Annotated in this window: 17 protein-coding genes; 1 reads left to right on the top strand and 16 read right to left on the bottom strand. The window is 58.1% G+C overall.

The genetic code is table 11. The features are described 5' to 3' along the window. Positions 1-3 precede the first annotated feature (3 nt). The 16 genes from atpG to rpmH all read right to left on the bottom strand — a co-directional run bounded on the left by atpG (position 4) and on the right by rpmH (position 14,199). Positions 4-864, bottom strand: a complete 861-nt coding sequence (gene atpG / locus V6093_RS17825; protein WP_003253195.1) for a F0F1 ATP synthase subunit gamma — start codon at positions 862-864, stop codon at positions 4-6. Positions 865-912: 48 nt separating this feature from the next. Then, the gene (atpA, locus tag V6093_RS17820; protein ID WP_003253193.1) at positions 913-2,457 is read right to left on the bottom strand and encodes a F0F1 ATP synthase subunit alpha; all 1,545 of its coding nucleotides are present in this window, start codon (positions 2,455-2,457) and stop codon (positions 913-915) included. A 21-nt stretch (positions 2,458-2,478) separates the two neighbouring features. Further along, a complete protein-coding gene (locus V6093_RS17815) occupies positions 2,479-3,015 on the bottom strand; it encodes a F0F1 ATP synthase subunit delta (protein WP_003253191.1) in 537 nt (178 codons plus the stop codon). Positions 3,016-3,027: 12 nt separating this feature from the next. Beyond that, entirely contained in the window at positions 3,028-3,498 is a 471-nt protein-coding gene (locus tag V6093_RS17810) for a F0F1 ATP synthase subunit B (protein WP_003253189.1), read from the bottom strand. A gap of 56 nt (positions 3,499-3,554) precedes the next feature. Next, positions 3,555-3,812: a F0F1 ATP synthase subunit C gene (gene atpE / locus V6093_RS17805; protein ID WP_003097235.1), complete on the bottom strand. Its 258-nt coding sequence runs from the start codon at positions 3,810-3,812 to the stop codon at positions 3,555-3,557. A gap of 144 nt (positions 3,813-3,956) precedes the next feature. After that, complete coding sequence (gene atpB / locus V6093_RS17800; RefSeq protein WP_003253188.1) at positions 3,957-4,826, bottom strand: F0F1 ATP synthase subunit A; 870 nt, start codon at positions 4,824-4,826, stop codon at positions 3,957-3,959. A gap of 16 nt (positions 4,827-4,842) precedes the next feature. Beyond that, positions 4,843-5,250, bottom strand: a complete 408-nt coding sequence (locus tag V6093_RS17795) for a F0F1 ATP synthase subunit I (RefSeq protein WP_003253187.1) — start codon at positions 5,248-5,250, stop codon at positions 4,843-4,845. Positions 5,251-5,399: 149 nt separating this feature from the next. After that, positions 5,400-6,272, bottom strand: a complete 873-nt coding sequence (locus V6093_RS17790) for a ParB/RepB/Spo0J family partition protein (protein ID WP_003253185.1) — start codon at positions 6,270-6,272, stop codon at positions 5,400-5,402. 9 nt (positions 6,273-6,281) lie between these two features. After that, complete coding sequence (locus V6093_RS17785) at positions 6,282-7,073, bottom strand: ParA family protein (protein WP_003253182.1); 792 nt, start codon at positions 7,071-7,073, stop codon at positions 6,282-6,284. Positions 7,074-7,091: 18 nt separating this feature from the next. Continuing rightward, positions 7,092-7,742: a 16S rRNA (guanine(527)-N(7))-methyltransferase RsmG gene (gene rsmG / locus V6093_RS17780; protein ID WP_003253179.1), complete on the bottom strand. Its 651-nt coding sequence runs from the start codon at positions 7,740-7,742 to the stop codon at positions 7,092-7,094. Continuing rightward, on the bottom strand, positions 7,739-9,631 hold the full coding sequence (gene mnmG, locus V6093_RS17775; RefSeq protein ID WP_003253177.1) for a tRNA uridine-5-carboxymethylaminomethyl(34) synthesis enzyme MnmG: 1,893 nt from the start codon (positions 9,629-9,631) through the stop codon (positions 7,739-7,741). Before mnmG ends, rsmG begins: the two co-directional genes overlap by 4 nt. Positions 9,632-10,264: 633 nt before the next feature. Then, complete coding sequence (gene mnmE, locus V6093_RS17770; protein ID WP_267825310.1) at positions 10,265-11,635, bottom strand: tRNA uridine-5-carboxymethylaminomethyl(34) synthesis GTPase MnmE; 1,371 nt, start codon at positions 11,633-11,635, stop codon at positions 10,265-10,267. Between the two features lie 88 nt (positions 11,636-11,723). Continuing rightward, complete coding sequence (yidC, locus tag V6093_RS17765) at positions 11,724-13,406, bottom strand: membrane protein insertase YidC (protein ID WP_003253171.1); 1,683 nt, start codon at positions 13,404-13,406, stop codon at positions 11,724-11,726. A gap of 2 nt (positions 13,407-13,408) precedes the next feature. Beyond that, the gene (gene yidD, locus V6093_RS17760) at positions 13,409-13,654 is read right to left on the bottom strand and encodes a membrane protein insertion efficiency factor YidD (RefSeq protein ID WP_003253169.1); all 246 of its coding nucleotides are present in this window, start codon (positions 13,652-13,654) and stop codon (positions 13,409-13,411) included. After that, positions 13,647-14,051: a ribonuclease P protein component gene (rnpA, locus tag V6093_RS17755; RefSeq protein WP_003253166.1), complete on the bottom strand. Its 405-nt coding sequence runs from the start codon at positions 14,049-14,051 to the stop codon at positions 13,647-13,649. The genes yidD and rnpA overlap by 8 nt, the downstream gene beginning before the upstream one ends. Before the next feature lie 13 nt (positions 14,052-14,064). Then, positions 14,065-14,199, bottom strand: a complete 135-nt coding sequence (rpmH, locus tag V6093_RS17750) for a 50S ribosomal protein L34 (RefSeq protein ID WP_003253163.1) — start codon at positions 14,197-14,199, stop codon at positions 14,065-14,067. 595 nt (positions 14,200-14,794) lie between these two features. On the opposite strand from rpmH, the gene dnaA reads away from it, so the two are divergent. Then, the gene (gene dnaA, locus V6093_RS17745) at positions 14,795-16,312 is read left to right on the top strand and encodes a chromosomal replication initiator protein DnaA (protein ID WP_003253158.1); all 1,518 of its coding nucleotides are present in this window, start codon (positions 14,795-14,797) and stop codon (positions 16,310-16,312) included. Positions 16,313-16,350: the final 38 nt, after the last annotated feature.

Raw genomic sequence — 16,350 nt, 5'->3', positions numbered from 1 at the left:
CCGTTAAACCGCGGCAGCGCCGCCGACGATTTCCGAGATCTCCTGGGTGATCGCAGCCTGACGCGCCTTGTTGTAGATCAACTGAAGCTCTTTGATCAAATCACCGGCGTTGTCTGTGGCGTTCTTCATGGCGATCATCCGGGCCGCTTGTTCAGCAGCGTTGTTCTCGACCACCGCCTGGTATACCTGCGACTCCACGTAGCGCACCATCAAGCCGTCCAGCAGCTCTTTTGCGTCGGGTTCGTACAGGTAGTCCCAGTGATGCTTGAGATCCTGATCCGGGGTTGCCACCAACGGTACCAATTGCTCGACCGTCGGCTTCTGGGTCATGGTATTGATGAACTTGTTCGAAACCACCGAGAGGCGATCGATACGGCCGTCCAGGTAGGCGTCCAGCATCACTTTGACGGAGCCGATCAGATCGTTGATCGATGGCTCTTCGCCCAAGTGGCTGATCGCTGCTACGACGTTGCCGCCAAAGATGCGGAAGAAAGTCGCACCCTTGCTGCCGATCACGCACAGGTCGATTTCCACGCCCTGTTCGCGGTTTGCGCTCATGTCCTTGACCAGGGCCTTGAACAGGTTGGTGTTCAAGCCACCGCACAGACCACGGTCACTGCTCACCACGATATAACCAGCGCGCTTTACAGGGCGCTCGATCATGAACGGGTGGCGGTATTCCGGGTTGGCGTTGGCCAGATGACCGATCACCTGGCGGATACGTTCCGCGTAAGGACGGCTAGCAGCCATGCGCATTTGTGCCTTGCGCATCTTGCTGACCGCCACTTTCTCCATGGCGCTGGTAATTTTTTGCGTGCTTTTGATGCTCGCAATCTTACTGCGAATCTCTTTTGCGCCTGCCATGTATCACCTATCAGGTTAGCAAGCGGGGGCCTGAGCCCCCGCTGCGGCTTACCAGGTCTGGGTGGCCTTGAACTTCTCGATACCGGCTTTCAGGCCTGCGTCGATTTCGTCGTTGAAGTCACCCTTCACGTTGATCTTCGCCATCAGTTCAGCGTGATCACGGTTGAAGAAGGCGATCAGAGCTTGCTCGAAGCTGCCGATCTTGGAGACTTCTACGTCGATCAGGAAGCCACGCTCAGCGGCGTACAGCGACAGAGCCATGTCCGCGATGGACATCGGCGCGTACTGCTTCTGCTTCATCAGCTCGGTAACGCGCTGACCATGCTCCAGCTGCTTGCGGGTCGCTTCGTCCAGATCGGACGCGAACTGGGCGAATGCAGCCAGTTCACGGTACTGAGCCAGAGCGGTACGAATACCACCGGACAGCTTCTTGATGATCTTGGTCTGAGCGGCACCACCTACGCGGGATACCGAAACACCGGCGTTCACTGCAGGGCGGATGCCCGAGTTGAACATCGCCGATTCCAGGAAGATCTGACCGTCAGTGATGGAAATCACGTTGGTCGGAACGAACGCAGAAACGTCGCCAGCCTGGGTTTCGATGATCGGCAGAGCGGTGAGGGAACCGGTTTTGCCAGTGACAGCACCGTTGGTGAACTTCTCGACGTACTCTTCCGAAACGCGCGATGCACGCTCCAGCAGACGGGAGTGGAGATAGAACACGTCGCCTGGGTATGCTTCGCGTCCTGGTGGACGACGCAGCAGCAGGGAGATCTGACGGTAGGCAACGGCCTGCTTGGACAGGTCATCGTAAACGATCAGTGCGTCTTCACCGCGGTCGCGGAAGAACTCGCCCATGGTGCAACCGGCGTATGGCGCCAGGAATTGCAGTGCGGCGGATTCCGAAGCACTGGCAACAACCACGATGGTGTTGGCCAGGGCGCCGTTTTCTTCCAGCTTGCGAACGATGTTGGCAACGGTGGAACGCTTCTGGCCGACAGCAACATAAACGCAGAAAATACCGGAGTCTTTCTGGTTGATGATGGCGTCGATGGCCATGGCGGTCTTGCCGATCTGACGGTCGCCAATGATCAGCTCACGCTGGCCACGGCCGACAGGGATCATGGCGTCGACGGATTTGTAACCAGTCTGTACAGGCTGGTCTACCGACTTACGCCAGATCACGCCTGGAGCAACTTTCTCGACAGCGTCGGTCTGGGTGTTGCCCAGAGGACCTTTGCCGTCGATCGGGTTGCCCAGTGCGTCGACGACGCGACCCAGCAGTTCCTTACCAACCGGAACTTCCAGGATGCGGCCGGTGCACTTGGCGCTCATGCCTTCGGCGAGGGTGTCGTATGCACCCAGGATCACTGCACCTACGGAGTCTTGCTCCAGGTTCAGGGCCATGCCGTAGACGCCGCCAGGGAACTCGATCATTTCGCCGTACATGACGTCGGCCAGACCGTGGATCCGCACGATACCGTCGGATACCGAAACGACGGTACCTTCGTTACGGGCTTGGGAGCTCACATCGAGGTTATCGATGCGGCCCTTGATGATTTCACTAATTTCGGAAGGATTGAGTTGCTGCATTGCTCTGCTGCCCCTTCAAACTCAAGATTTCAATGCTTCGGCCAGTTTCGCGATTTTGCCGCGAACAGAGCCATCGATTACCAGGTCACCAGCGCGGATGACGACGCCGCCAATCAGGCTGGCATCCTCCGACGCGTGCAGGCGCACTTCCTGGCCTAACCGTGCACTGAGAACCTTGGCGAGTTTGTCTTGCTGTTCTTGGTTCAACGCGAAGGCACTGGTGACTTCCACGTCCACGGATTTCTCTTGCTCGGCCTTGTACAGGTCGAACAGGGCGGCAATCTCCGGCAGAAGCAGGAGACGGTCGTTTTCCGCGGCAACATGAATGAAATTCTGTGCCTGTGCATTGAACTTGTCACCGCACACGTCAATGAACGTGGCGGCCTTTTCTGCGCTCGTCAGTCGCGGGGCCTTGAGCAGGCGCTGCATGGTGTCGTCTTGCGACACCGCAGCAGCCAGGCCGAGCATGGCTGACCAATTGGCCAGTTGCTGATGGGCCTGGGCATGCTCAAAGGCAGCCTTAGCGTAAGGTCGGGCCAACGTGGTCAGTTCTGCCATGATCGCCCTCGCTTAAATTTCAGCGGCCAGTTTGTTAACCAGCTCCGCATGCGCGTTTTGATCGATTGTGGCGCCAAGGATCTTTTCAGCACCACCAACGGCCAGAGCACCCACTTGGGCACGCAGGGCGTCTTTAGCGCTGTTCAGTTCCTGTTCGATCTCGGCCAGAGCCTGAGCCTTCACACGGTCAGCTTCGACGCGGGCCTGTTCACGGGCTTCCTCGACAAGCTGAGCAGCGCGTTTCTTGCTTTGCTCGATGATTTCGGCTGCTTGTGCTTTAGCTTCACGCAGTTGCTGACCCGCTTTCTCTTGGGCCAGCTCCAGGTCGCGAGCTGCGCGGTTGGCAGCGTCCAAGCCGTCGGCAATCTTCTTTTGGCGCTCTTGCAGAGCAGTGATGACCGGAGGCCATACATACTTCATGCAGAAGAGTACAAAAATCAGGAAAGCAACGGATTGGCCAATCAGGGTTGCATTAATGTTCACGCCAACACCTCGCTCGGTCTTAATTCATACAGCCATCAACTCGTGGTGACGAGTGATTAGCCGGCGATCTGACCAACGAACGGATTCGCGAAGGTGAAGAACAGAGCGATACCAACACCGATCATGGTTACGGCGTCGAGCAGACCGGCAACGATGAACATTTTGACCTGCAGCATCGGAACCATTTCTGGCTGACGAGCAGCGCCTTCCAGGAATTTGCCACCCAGCAGGCCGAAACCAATGGCGGTACCCAGAGCACCCAGGCCGATCAGCAGAGCAACAGCGATAGCGGTCAGACCAACTACAGTTTCCATCTTTCCTCCCGACTTTTACGTCGTATTGGTTAGGTTTTTAGTTTGAAGCGGTAAAACAAATCGTTTGGTACAGCATGCCCTTGCGGACTTTTTAAGCCCTCCCCCCGTACAGGCAGGGAAGGCTATCAGACACGCCAGGCGGTCTTAATGGTTATCTTCGTGAGCCATCGACAGGTAGACGATGGTCAGCATCATGAAGATGAAAGCTTGCAGGGTGATGATCAGGATGTGGAACACAGCCCACGCCCATTGCAGCACCACACCCAGGCCGCTGAGCCACAGCAGGCCGGAGCCGAACATAACAGCGATCAGGATGAACACCAGCTCGCCAGCATACATGTTGCCGAACAGACGCAGTGCCAGCGAGATCGGTTTGGCGATCAGGGTGACGAATTCCAGCAGGAAGTTGACCGGAATCAGCAGGATCTGCACGAAGATATTCTTGCTGCCAAACGGGTGCAGGGTCAGCTCACCGATGAAGCCGCCCAGTCCCTTGACCTTGATGCTGTAGAAGATGATCAGGGCGAAAACGCAGAAGGCCATGGCCAGGGTCGCGTTCGGGTCGGTGGTCGACACGGCGCGGAACGGAATGTGCGGGTCACCGGAAATCAGGATGGCCAGCTGAGGAATCCAGTCGACCGGTACCAGGTCGACGGCGTTCATCAGGAATACCCAGACGAAAATGGTCAGCGCCAGTGGTGCGATTACCGGGCTACGGCCGTGGAAGGAGTCCTTCACGCTGCCGTTGACGAAGTCGACCATCACCTCAACGAAGTTCTGCAGACCGCCAGGTTGGCCGGAAGTCGCCTTCTTGGCCGCCATGCGGAAGATCAACAGGAAGATCAGACCCAGCGCGACGGACCAACCCAGGGTGTCCAGGTGGAACGCCCAGAAGCCCATTGCCTTGGCTTCTGCAGCCGAATGGGCGAAGCCCCAGCTGCCGTCTGGTAGTTGACCGTAGGTCAGGTTCTGCAAGTGGTGCTGGATATAGCCCGAAGCGGTTTCTGCTGCCATGGTTGCCTCAAACGCCCTAAGGTCTCGAAAGTCTTTTATTCATCAGCAGGGGCGCGAACCAGCTGACCAAAAGGGTCAACACGAAGACGCCGAATACTGCTAGCGGCGCCAGTGGCTTCACTCCTGCAAAGGTCAGTGCAAAAAGCACTGCCGTCAAAATCATCTTGCCTGCCTCGCCAGCGTAAAACGACTTGACGATAGCTTGTGCCGCCCGAGCCCCGCTGAAGCGAAAAGCCTTCCAGGCGAAATACACATTGGGCAGCCAGGCAATCAAACCTCCGCAAAGGCCTGAATATCCACTGACCGACCCTTTCCACTGCCACACCACCAAGGTTGCCAGCAGCAGTACGACAAATTGAGCCAGCAGTACCGGAAAAACCGCCCAGCGATGGAAAGGCAGGCGGTTTGGCGTGCGTATTTCCATCACAACTGCTCCTCGGAAGTCGACCAACAAGTCAGCTATGACTTGGCATAATTTGTGCCGACAAAATGCGCGCAGAGTATAGGGGTGGATTAACCCCTATTCAACTCTTCGGTAGTGATTTCCGACTTCGCGCTACAACAGGAATTGTTTCAGCGGATGTGAGCGAGCACGCCTTGCAACTCATCAAGCGAGTTGTAGCGAATAACCAACTGGCCTTTGCCCTTGTTGCCATGACGGATCTGCACGGCCGAGCCCAGGCGCTCTGCGAGCCGCTGTTCAAGGCGTGCGATATCCGGATCAGGTTTGCTCGGTTCGACCGGATCAGGCTTGTCGCTGAGCCACTGACGGACCAGTGCCTCGGTTTGGCGCACGGTGAGGCCACGTGCGACAACATGACGCGCCCCCTCCTCCTGACGATTTTCATCCAGGCCGAGCAATGCACGGGCGTGCCCCATCTCCAGATCACCGTGGGCGAGCATGGTCTTGATCGCATCAGGCAAGGTAATGAGGCGCAGCAGGTTGGCCACAGTCACCCGCGACTTGCCCACAGCGTCAGCCACCTGCTGCTGAGTGAGCTCGAATTCCTGTTGCAGGCGCTGCAGGGCCATGGCCTCTTCCAGTGGGTTGAGGTCTTCGCGCTGGATGTTCTCGATCAATGCCATGGCGATGGCGGCTTCGTCGGGCACTTCGCGGACCATGGCCGGGATCGTGTCCAGGCCGGCCTGCTGGGTAGCGCGCCAACGGCGCTCACCGGCGATGATCTCGTATCGGTTGTCGCCAATCGGGCGTACCACGATCGGTTGCATCACACCATGGTTGCGAATCGAGTGCGCAAGCTCTTCCAGCGCCTCCGGGTCCATGTCCCGGCGAGGCTGATACTTGCCGCGCTGGACCAGCTCGACCGGCAGGTGTTGCAGTTCTTTCTGGTCGATCTTCACAGCCTGCTCTTCGAGCGCGCTGACGGAAGGACCACTGAGCAGTGCATCCAACCCACGTCCGAGACCCCGTTTCTTGACGGCCATACGGATTCCTTAAGTTGTTTGTGCAGTGCGTGATGGACGGCGTTGACGGCGTACCAGTTCCCCAGCCAGGGCCAGGTACGCCAGCGCGCCCCGCGATTGCTTGTCGTAAGCAAGGGCTGGCATGCCGAAGCTGGGGGCCTCGGCCAAGCGAATGTTGCGCGGAATGACCGTGTCGTACAGCTGAGGGCCAAAGTGCTCCTTCAACTGTGCCGAAACATCGTTGTTCAGGCTCAGACGCGGATCGTACATGGTCCGCAGCAGGCCCTCGATCTTCAACTCCGGGTTCAACCGGGCGGCGATACGCTTGATGTTATCCACAAGGTCGCTGAGACCTTCCAGTGCGTAGTACTCACACTGCATGGGGATAATCACGCCATCGGAAGCGACCAGAGCATTCAGCGTGAGCATCGACAGCGACGGCGGGCAGTCGATGAGGATGTAGTCGTAGTTATCGCGAATAGGCGCCAGGGCGTTGCGCAGACGGCTTTCCTTGACCTGCATTTCCAGCAGAACCACCTCAGCGGCGGTCAGGTCACGGTTGGCCGGCAGCAACTGGAAGCCTCCGTGCTCGGAGTAGTGCATAGCCTGGGCCAAGTCGCACTCCCCGATCAGCAGGTCGTAGACCGAATGCTCGAGCTCGTGCTTGTCCACACCGCTGCCCATGGTGGCGTTGCCCTGCGGATCGAGGTCGATCAGCAGGACACGACGCTTGGTCGCAGCCAGCGAGGCGGCGAGATTGATACAGGTGGTTGTCTTGCCCACACCACCTTTCTGGTTCGCGATTGCGAATACCTTAGCCATTGTTGCGAGTGTTCCCAGTCATGCCTTGCGGCGCAGTATCAGCAGATGGCGCTGGCCCTGGCAACCCGGAACGGTCAGGGCCTGTTCGCTTTCCACTGTGAAGTCTGCGGGCAATGCTACCAGTTCATCGGCAGGATGCAGCCCCTTCATTGCAAGCCATTGCGTCCCGGTGTCGCCCAAGTGGCGGGTCCAGTTGGTGAAGTTCTCCATGCTGCTGAAGGCGCGGGAGATGATTCCGTCGAACGGTTGTGCCGGCTGGAAGGCCTCGACCCGGCTGTGGATAACCGTGAGGTTGTCCAGCTTGAGTTCCATTTTCACCTGAGTCAGGAAACGGGTCTTCTTGCCATTGGCGTCCAGCACGGTGACGCGCTTGTGTGGATGCAGGATAGCCAGCGGGATGCCGGGCATGCCACCGCCGCTGCCAACATCCAGCCAGTTATCACGATCGTTGTGGATAAAAGACATGACGCTAAGGCTGTCGAGCAGGTGACGCGAAACCATCTCGTCCGGATCGCGCACAGCAGTCAGGTTGTAGGCTTTGTTCCATTTGATCAACAGAGCCAGGTAGCCAAGCAGCTTCTCGTGCTGCTCGGCAGTCAGCTCGACGCCAAGCTGGCGCGCACCTGTGGATAACTCTTCAGCGTGTTGAGGGGTGACCAGGGAACTCAAGCGCTTTGCTCCAATTCGCGGCCAGCGCCGCGTTTTTTCAAGTGAATCAGCAACAGGGAAATCGCCGCCGGGGTCACACCCGGGATACGCGAAGCCTGGCCCAGAGTCTCCGGACGGGTCTGGCTCAGCTTGCCCTGTATCTCCTTGGACAGGCCGGAAATCGTCGTGTAGTCGATATCCACAGGCAGGCGTGTGTCTTCGCTGGCGCGCAGTCGGGCAATTTCATCCTGCTGACGGTCGATGTAGCCGGCGTACTTGGTGCGGATCTCGACCTGCTCGGCAACCTGTGGATCGATTGCTTCACCGCCAGTCGCTTCGATCAGGCCGGCGTAGTCGATTTCGGGACGCGCCAGCAGGTTGAGCAAGCTGTACTCGTGGCTCAGCGGAGTGCCGAATTTATCCACAACGGCCTGGCCTTGCTCGGTATTCGGCCGAACCCAGGTCGATTTCAGGCGCTGTTCCTCACGCTCGATACCGTCGCGCTTGGCGCAGAACGCGGCCCAGCGCTGGTCATCGATCAGGCCCAGTTCACGGCCCTTTTCGGTCAGGCGCAGGTCGGCGTTGTCTTCGCGCAGTATCAGCCGGTACTCGGCACGCGAGGTAAACATGCGGTAAGGCTCCTGAGTACCCAAGGTAATCAGGTCGTCCACCAGTACGCCGATGTATGCCTCGTCGCGGCGCGGGCACCAGCTGTCACGGCCCTGCGCCCGAAGTGCGGCGTTAGTCCCGGCCAGCAGGCCCTGGGCGCCGGCTTCTTCGTACCCGGTGGTGCCGTTGATCTGCCCGGCGAAGAACAGGCCGCCGATGACTTTGGTCTCGAGGCTGTACTTGAGGTCACGGGGATCGAAGTAGTCGTACTCGATGGCATAGCCCGGGCGCACGATGTGGGCGTTTTCCATGCCGCGGATCGAACGGACCAGCTCCAGCTGCACGTCGAACGGCAGCGAAGTGGAAATACCGTTGGGATACAACTCATGGGTGTTCAAGCCTTCCGGCTCAATGAACACCTGGTGGCTTTCCTTGTCGGCGAAGCGGTGGATCTTGTCTTCGATCGACGGACAGTAGCGCGGACCGACACCTTCGATCACGCCTGAGTACATCGGTGAACGGTCGAGGTTCGACGCAATGATCTCGTGGGTGCGCGCATTGGTGTGGGTAATCCAGCAACTCACCTGACGCGGGTGCATTTCGGCATTGCCCATGAACGACATCACCGGGATCGGCGTATCGCCTGGCTGTTCGGTCATTACCGAGAAGTCCACCGAGCGGCCGTCAATGCGTGGCGGGGTACCGGTTTTCAGGCGGCCGACGCGCAGCGGCAGTTCACGCATGCGGTGGGCCAGGGCAATCGAAGGTGGATCACCGGCGCGACCACCGGAATGGTTTTGCAGACCAATGTGGATAAGGCCGCCGAGGAAGGTACCGGTAGTCAGCACCACAGATTCGGCAAAGAAACGCAGGCCCATCTGGGTCACCACGCCTTTGACCTGGTCCTGCTCGACGATCAGGTCGTCGCAGGACTGCTGGAATATCCACAGGTTTGGCTGGTTTTCCAGGATTTCACGTACCACTGCCTTGTAGATGGCGCGGTCGGCTTGCGCACGGGTGGCACGTACGGCCGGGCCCTTGCGGTTGTTCAGAACGCGGAACTGGATGCCGCTCTTGTCGGTGGCCAGCGCCATGGCGCCGCCGAGCGCATCGATCTCTTTGACCAGATGGCTTTTGCCAATACCGCCGATGGCGGGGTTGCAGCTCATGTGACCGAGGGTTTCCACGTTATGGGTCAGCAGCAGGGTTTTCACACCCATGCGTGCAGACGCAAGCGCAGCCTCGGTACCGGCATGGCCGCCGCCGATGACGATCACGTCAAAACGGGAAGGGAAATCCACCACGCACCTCGTGCCTGTTTTTGCGAATAGAGAAGGTAAGCGGACAAGTATAGGGACTTCACCCCCACTAAAGAAACCGTCTGAGCAAATTTTGACCAGTCTGTGGATGAGTGGCAAACAACAGAAATCAAAGAGAAGAAATTTAAAAAGCTTTGTTTTTATGTTTATTCTTATGCACATCGATATCTGTGGATAAAGTCCTGTATCCCAATAATGGCGCTATGTAGAGAGAAATTAAACCCTGTGTCTGGAGTGCCATGAGGCCTATGGATAACGTCTTTTAGCCTGTGGATTAAATGGCTGTTTACCCACAGGCGGGTTTTTCCTCAGAAAAAAAGCCCGCTTATCAACTGAGCTGAAGGCGACTTTTCCACAGGGCTCCTGAGCACAGTTTTCAAGCCGAGCATGGAAAATTCATCGCGCTGGCGGCCAGACATGGTCAGGTTGGAGCGGTCGAGCCCGCGAAAGGATGGGTACATCCACAGAGATCTGGTGCTTGTAAAGGCTTCTTCCCGGGCCCGCCCGCTCCCACAGGTGCTTGGGTCATCGGCCTGCATTCATCTTCTGCAACGAATTTCAGGCAAAAAAAAGCCGCTCCCTAAGGAGCGGCGCTTGGCCTTGCTTGGCTGTGGATTACTTGCCGATGCAGAAGCTGGAGAAAATCCGCCCAAGCAGGTCATCCGAGCTGAATGCTCCTGTGATCTCCCCCAGCGCATGCTGTGCCTGGCGTAAGTCCTCAGCCAGAAGCTCTCCCGCGCCCGCCAAGGTCAATTGGGCACGGCCGTGCTCCAGGTGCTCGCTGGCCTGGCGCAAAGCATCCAGATGGCGCCGGCGGGCGCTGAAGCCACTCTCTGCAGTCTGCTCGTAACCCATACAACCCTTCAGATGGTCGCGGAGCAGTTGCAGCCCTGTGTCGTCGCCCTTGGCGCTCAGGGTAATGGTCACATGGCCGTCATCGCACTGTTCCAGCGCTACCCGCTCACCACTCAGGTCGGCCTTGTTGCGAATCAACGTGACCTTGGCCGGGTCCGGCCGCTGAGCGAGAAACTCCGGCCACAAAGCGAACGGATCGCTGGCCTCGGGCGCAGTGGAGTCGACCACCAGCAGCACACGGTCTGCCTCGCCAATGGCCTTCAGGGCGCGTTCCACACCGATCTTTTCCACATGGTCATCGGTATCGCGCAAGCCGGCAGTATCGACAACGTGCAGCGGCATGCCGTCGATGTGGATATGTTCGCGCAGGATATCCCGCGTGGTGCCGGCGATGTCAGTGACGATGGCTGCTTCCCGCCCGGCCAGCTGGTTCAGCAAGCTCGATTTACCGGCATTCGGTCGGCCAGCAATGACTACCGTCATGCCGTCACGCAGCAAGGCGCCCTGCCCGGCCTCGCGCTGCACAGTGAATAACTCGCTGCGCACGGCATCAAGCATCGACAGCACATGGCCATCGGCGAGGAAGTCGATCTCTTCCTCAGGAAAGTCGATCGCCGCCTCGACGTAAATACGCAAGGCAATCAACGCCTCGGTGAGGCTGTGCACACGCTTGGAGAATTCCCCTTGCAGCGAGCGCAGGGCGTTGCGCGCTGCCTGGCTGGAACTGGCCTCGATCAGGTCGGCGATGGCTTCGGCCTGCGCCAGGTCGAGCTTGTCGTTGAGGAAGGCGCGCTCGCTGAACTCGCCCGGGCGAGCCAGACGACAGCCGACTTGTACACAGCGCTGCAGCAGCATGTCCAAAACCACCGGGCCGCCGTGTCCCTGCAGTTCAAGCACGTCCTCACCAGTGAACGAATTAGGCCCGGGAAAGAACAGAGCAATCCCTTCGTCCAGCACCAGCCCTTCATCGTCGCGGAACGGACCGTAATGGGCATGCCGCGGGGTCAGGGTGCGGCCAGTGATCAACAGGCCGGCCTTGGCAGCCAGAGGGCCGGACAACCTGACAATTCCCACACCGCCCCGGCCTTGGGCCGTGGCGATGGCGGCGATGGTTTCACGCACAGTGTTCATGCTCGAAAGCCTCTACGACAAAAACGACAGATAGCAAAAACGCCCCACTAGGGGGCGTTTTTTATTCACAGGCTAGCGTATTAGCCCGTCAAGCAGCAGCTTTTTTGGTAGCTGCTTCGATACGGCGAGTGATGTACCACTGCTGCGAAATCGACAGGCAGTTGTTCACAACCCAGTACAGCACCAGACCGGCAGGGAACCACAGGAAGAAGAAGGTGAAGATGATTGGCATCATTTTCATCACCTTGGCCTGCATCGGATCCGGCGGTGTCGGGTTCAGGCGCTGCTGGATGAACATGGTGGCGCCCATGATGATCGGCAGGATGAAGAACGGATCCTTGATCGACAGGTCGGTAATCCACAGTATCCATGGGGCCTGGCGCATTTCCACGCTTTCCAGCAATACCCAGTACAGGGCCAGGAATACCGGCATCTGCACCAGGATCGGCAGGCAGCCGCCCAGCGGGTTGATCTTCTCTTTCTTGTAAAGCTCCATCATCGCCTGGGACATCTTCTGGCGATCGTCACCGAAGCGTTCCTTGAGTGCGGCGAGCTTAGGTGCAACGGCACGCATACGCGCCATGGAGCGGTAGCTGGCAGCCGACAGCGGGAAGAACAGGCCTTTGATCAACATGGTCAGCACGATGATCGACCAGCCCCAGTTACCCAGCAGGCTGTGGATATGTTGCAGCAGCCAGAAGATCGGCTGAGCGATAAACCACAGGAAGCCGTAGTCGACGGTCAATTCCAGGCCTGGGGACAACTCTTTCAGCTTGGACTGGATCTTCGGGCCGGCGTACAGCAGGGCACTGGTTTCGACCTTGCCGCCAGCCGGTACGCTGATAACCGGGCCGGTGTAGCCGATGATGTAGTTGCCCTGGCTATCCTTGCGGGTCTGGACAACGTTGTTGTCCGACTTGGCCGGAATCCAGGCGGTCACGAAGTAGTGCTGCAGCCAGGCAACCCAACCGCCGGACACATTTTCTTTCAAACTACCTTTGTCGATGTCCTTCATCGAGACCTTTTTGTAAGGCTCAGAAGCTGTCCACAGGGCAGCGCCCAGGTAGGTAGCGGTGCCGGTGGCAGTACTGGAGGACGGATCGCCGCTGGCATCACGCTTGAGCTGGGCAAACATGTTGCCGCTCCAGGCCTGGCCGCTCTGGTTGTCGATCAGGTAGCTGACATTCAGGTCGTACTCACCGCGCTTGAAGCTGAAACGCTTGATGTAGTTGACACCGTTGTCACTGAACTTCAGGTCTACCACCAGTTGTTCCTGGCCGTCGGCCAGCTGGTAGCTCTTCTGCTCGGCGGCATACAGGGGACGGCCGCTGGCGCGGGCATCCGGGCCATCGGTGCCGGTCAGACCACTTTGTGCCAGGTAAACACGCTCACCACCGTTGTCGAACAACTGGAATGGAATGTTCGGGTGGTCTTGACGGCGTGGGTACTTCGGCAGGTTCAGCTGGACGATGTCACCACCGACCGGATCGATAGCCAGTTCCAGAACGTCGGTCTTGACTCGGATCAGGTCCTTGCTGAGTGCGACCGGTGCCAGTTCGGCAGGGCTCGATTCGGCGTTGGCGCTCGGTACATCGGCGCTGGCACCGTTGTTACCGGCCGGCACGCCATCGGGCAAGCCCGGAGCAACAGTGCTGGCAGCAGTATTCTGAGTCGGCAGGGCAGCCTGGCCGTAGTCATCGTTCCACTTCAGGACCATGACGTAGGACACGACTGCCAGCGCGGCGATCAGGATCGTGCGTTTAATATCCATGATTACTCGGCTATCGAAGAAGTTCGGGAGGAAGGAGCGGGTGGAACGGGGTCGAAACCGCCGTCATTCCACGGATGACAACGCCCCAGGCGACGAACGGCCAGCCACCCACCACGCCAGATGCCATGGTTTTCGATGGCTTCATACGCGTAACAGGAGCAACTGGGGAAAAACCGACAGTGATTGGCCATCAGAGGACTAATGGCGTAACGGTAAAACTGGATCGGAACGAGTGCCAGTTTACGCATCTTGGCTGTCTACCCCTGCGGAATTGGCGGTGACTGCTGGTGTCGGCCGGCTGCGCGCCAGGCGTTTCCAGAGCTTGCCAAAGTGTTGGTGCAATTCCGGGTTTTCTATCTCACCCAATCCCTTGCGCGCGACGATCACGATGTCCAGGCCGGCAAGCAATTGCTGGTTCAGACGAAAGGAATCGCGCATCAAGCGCTTGAGGCGGTTGCGTTGAACGGCGAGCTTGACACTCTTCTTGCCGATTACCAAGCCAAGGCGTGGGTGATCGAGGCCGTTCTCGCGAGCAAGGATCAGCAGGTTTTTCCCTGGAACCTTGCCGGTTGGGGAGTCGAAGACCGCTTTGAAATGCCGGGGTGTAAGCAGTCGCTTTTCCCGACTGAAGTCCTGACTCACCACCTGTGCCGAAAAATCAAATGGCCAGACGCTTACGGCCTTTGGCACGACGACGCGACAGAACAGCACGGCCGTTCTTGGTAGCCATACGGGCACGGAAACCGTGGGTGCGGGCGCGCTTGATGGTGCTTGGTTGGAAAGTACGTTTCATGGCGTGTTACCTGGTTTGTCGACGACGGGCCGGGATGGCCCCCTTTTTAAGAGACCGGCGATTCTAGAGAAAGCAAGCCCATAGGTCAATTTCCAACCAGTCTTTCCATATAGAGCATGTGATGGACGGTGCCTGTTGATCAGTGCCCAAGGGGTGCTTGATCGGACACACGGATCGGGGACAACATGAAAAAAAAGAAGAGACATATAAAAAGCTTTTTTGAAGAACTTATAACTCTTAAGTGGATAACCTTCTGTGGATAACCTGCGCTAGCCCATGAATTACGGGGTGTACAGAGTTTTACAACTTTGTTCTGAACCCGTGCTGCGCTTGTTCCCATCGTGAGCGAAAGCTGTGGATGAAAACACCTGTTATCCACAGTGGAGTTATCAACAGGCAAAGGGCTGGGGTTGTGCATAGCCCTCATGGGTGTTTATCCACAGGGCTTATTCACAGAGGCGAAAAGCCGTTTTGGTCGATAAATGGCTGTTTTGTCGTGGTTCCTAACGTGTCCACATGTGGATAACTGAACGCTCGACCGGTACAATGGCGGTTTGTTTTTGCCTCATCCGGCTTTCAAACTCAGGGGATATCCGTGTCAGTGGAACTTTGGCAGCAGTGCGTGGAGCTTCTGCGCGATGAACTGCCTGCCCAGCAATTCAACACCTGGATCCGTCCGCTACAGGTCGAAGCCGAAGGCGACGAGTTGCGCGTCTATGCGCCTAACCGTTTCGTTCTCGATTGGGTCAATGAAAAGTACCTGGGTCGTTTGCTCGAGCTGTTGGGTGAGAACGGTAGCGGCATTGCACCAGCCCTTTCCTTATTAATAGGTAGCCGTCGCAGCTCGGCCCCAAGGGCTGCGCCCAACGCGCCGGTGAGCGCTGCCGTTGCGGCTTCGCTGGCGCAGACTCAGGCACACAAGACAGCCCCGGCAGCAGCGGTTGAACCCGTTGCCGTGGCTGCAGCCGAGCCTGTACTGGTCGAGACGTCTTCGCGTGACAGCTTTGATGCCATGGCCGAGCCTGCTGCTGCGCCGCCCAGTGGTGGCCGGGCTGAACAGCGCACCGTGCAGGTTGAAGGTGCGCTCAAGCACACCAGTTACCTGAACCGGACCTTTACCTTTGACACTTTCGTCGAAGGTAAGTCGAACCAGCTCGCCCGCGCGGCTGCCTGGCAGGTTGCGGACAACCCTAAGCATGGCTACAACCCACTGTTCCTTTATGGCGGTGTGGGTTTGGGTAAAACCCACCTTATGCATGCTGTGGGTAACCATCTGCTGAAGAAGAATCCGAACGCCAAGGTGGTGTACCTGCATTCGGAGCGTTTCGTCGCGGACATGGTCAAAGCGTTGCAACTCAATGCCATCAACGAATTCAAGCGCTTCTACCGCTCGGTGGACGCGTTGCTGATCGACGATATCCAGTTCTTCGCTCGCAAAGAGCGCTCGCAAGAAGAGTTTTTCCACACCTTCAACGCCTTGCTTGAGGGTGGCCAGCAGGTAATCCTTACCTCTGACCGCTATCCCAAGGAAATCGAAGGCCTGGAAGAGCGTCTGAAGTCGCGCTTTGGTTGGGGCCTGACGGTGGCTGTCGAGCCGCCAGAGCTGGAGACCCGCGTAGCAATCCTGATGAAGAAGGCCGACCAGGCCAAAGTCGAGCTCCCGCATGACGCAGCCTTTTTCATCGCTCAGCGCATCCGGTCCAACGTCCGTGAGCTGGAAGGTGCACTGAAGCGGGTTATCGCTCACTCGCATTTCATGGGCCGTGACATCACCATCGAGCTGATTCGTGAATCGCTCAAGGATCTGTTGGCGCTGCAAGACAAACTGGTCAGTGTGGATAACATTCAGCGTACTGTCGCTGAGTACTACAAGATCAAGATCTCCGATCTGTTGTCCAAGCGTCGTTCGCGTTCTGTCGCGCGCCCGCGTCAGGTAGCCATGGCCCTGTCCAAGGAGTTGACCAACCACAGTCTGCCGGAAATCGGCGACATGTTCGGTGGTCGCGACCATACGACCGTGCTGCACGCCTGCCGCAAAATCAATGAACTGAAGGAATCCGACGCGGACATCCGCGAGGACTACAAGAACCTGCTGCGGACGCTGACGACCTGATGGCCGTCTGCGCAGCTAATTGAAGGCAAGGGACTAGA

The organism is Pseudomonas putida group bacterium ESBL64, from assembly GCF_045277175.1.
GTDB classification, from domain to species: domain Bacteria; phylum Pseudomonadota; class Gammaproteobacteria; order Pseudomonadales; family Pseudomonadaceae; genus Aquipseudomonas; species Aquipseudomonas alloputida.
Note: the sequence above shows the minus strand (reverse complement) of the source record. Positions and strands in the feature narration are given on the sequence as shown.

Excerpts from the sequence above, each read along its gene's own strand:
- atpG (WP_003253195.1), bottom strand. The coding sequence starts at position 864 with ATGGCAGGCGCAAAAGAGATTCGCAGTAAGATTGCGAGCATCAAAAGC.
- atpA (WP_003253193.1), bottom strand. The coding sequence starts at position 2,457 with ATGCAGCAACTCAATCCTTCCGAAATTAGTGAAATCATCAAGGGCCGC.
- V6093_RS17815 (WP_003253191.1), bottom strand. The coding sequence starts at position 3,015 with ATGGCAGAACTGACCACGTTGGCCCGACCTTACGCTAAGGCTGCCTTT.
- atpE (WP_003097235.1), bottom strand. The coding sequence starts at position 3,812 with ATGGAAACTGTAGTTGGTCTGACCGCTATCGCTGTTGCTCTGCTGATC.
- atpB (WP_003253188.1), bottom strand. The coding sequence starts at position 4,826 with ATGGCAGCAGAAACCGCTTCGGGCTATATCCAGCACCACTTGCAGAAC.
- V6093_RS17795 (WP_003253187.1), bottom strand. The coding sequence starts at position 5,250 with ATGGAAATACGCACGCCAAACCGCCTGCCTTTCCATCGCTGGGCGGTT.
- V6093_RS17790 (WP_003253185.1), bottom strand. The coding sequence starts at position 6,272 with ATGGCCGTCAAGAAACGGGGTCTCGGACGTGGGTTGGATGCACTGCTC.
- V6093_RS17785 (WP_003253182.1), bottom strand. The coding sequence starts at position 7,073 with ATGGCTAAGGTATTCGCAATCGCGAACCAGAAAGGTGGTGTGGGCAAG.
- mnmE (WP_267825310.1), bottom strand. The coding sequence starts at position 11,635 with ATGAACACTGTGCGTGAAACCATCGCCGCCATCGCCACGGCCCAAGGC.
- yidC (WP_003253171.1), bottom strand. The coding sequence starts at position 13,406 with ATGGATATTAAACGCACGATCCTGATCGCCGCGCTGGCAGTCGTGTCC.
- yidD (WP_003253169.1), bottom strand. The coding sequence starts at position 13,654 with ATGCGTAAACTGGCACTCGTTCCGATCCAGTTTTACCGTTACGCCATT.
- rpmH (WP_003253163.1), bottom strand. The coding sequence starts at position 14,199 with ATGAAACGTACTTTCCAACCAAGCACCATCAAGCGCGCCCGCACCCAC.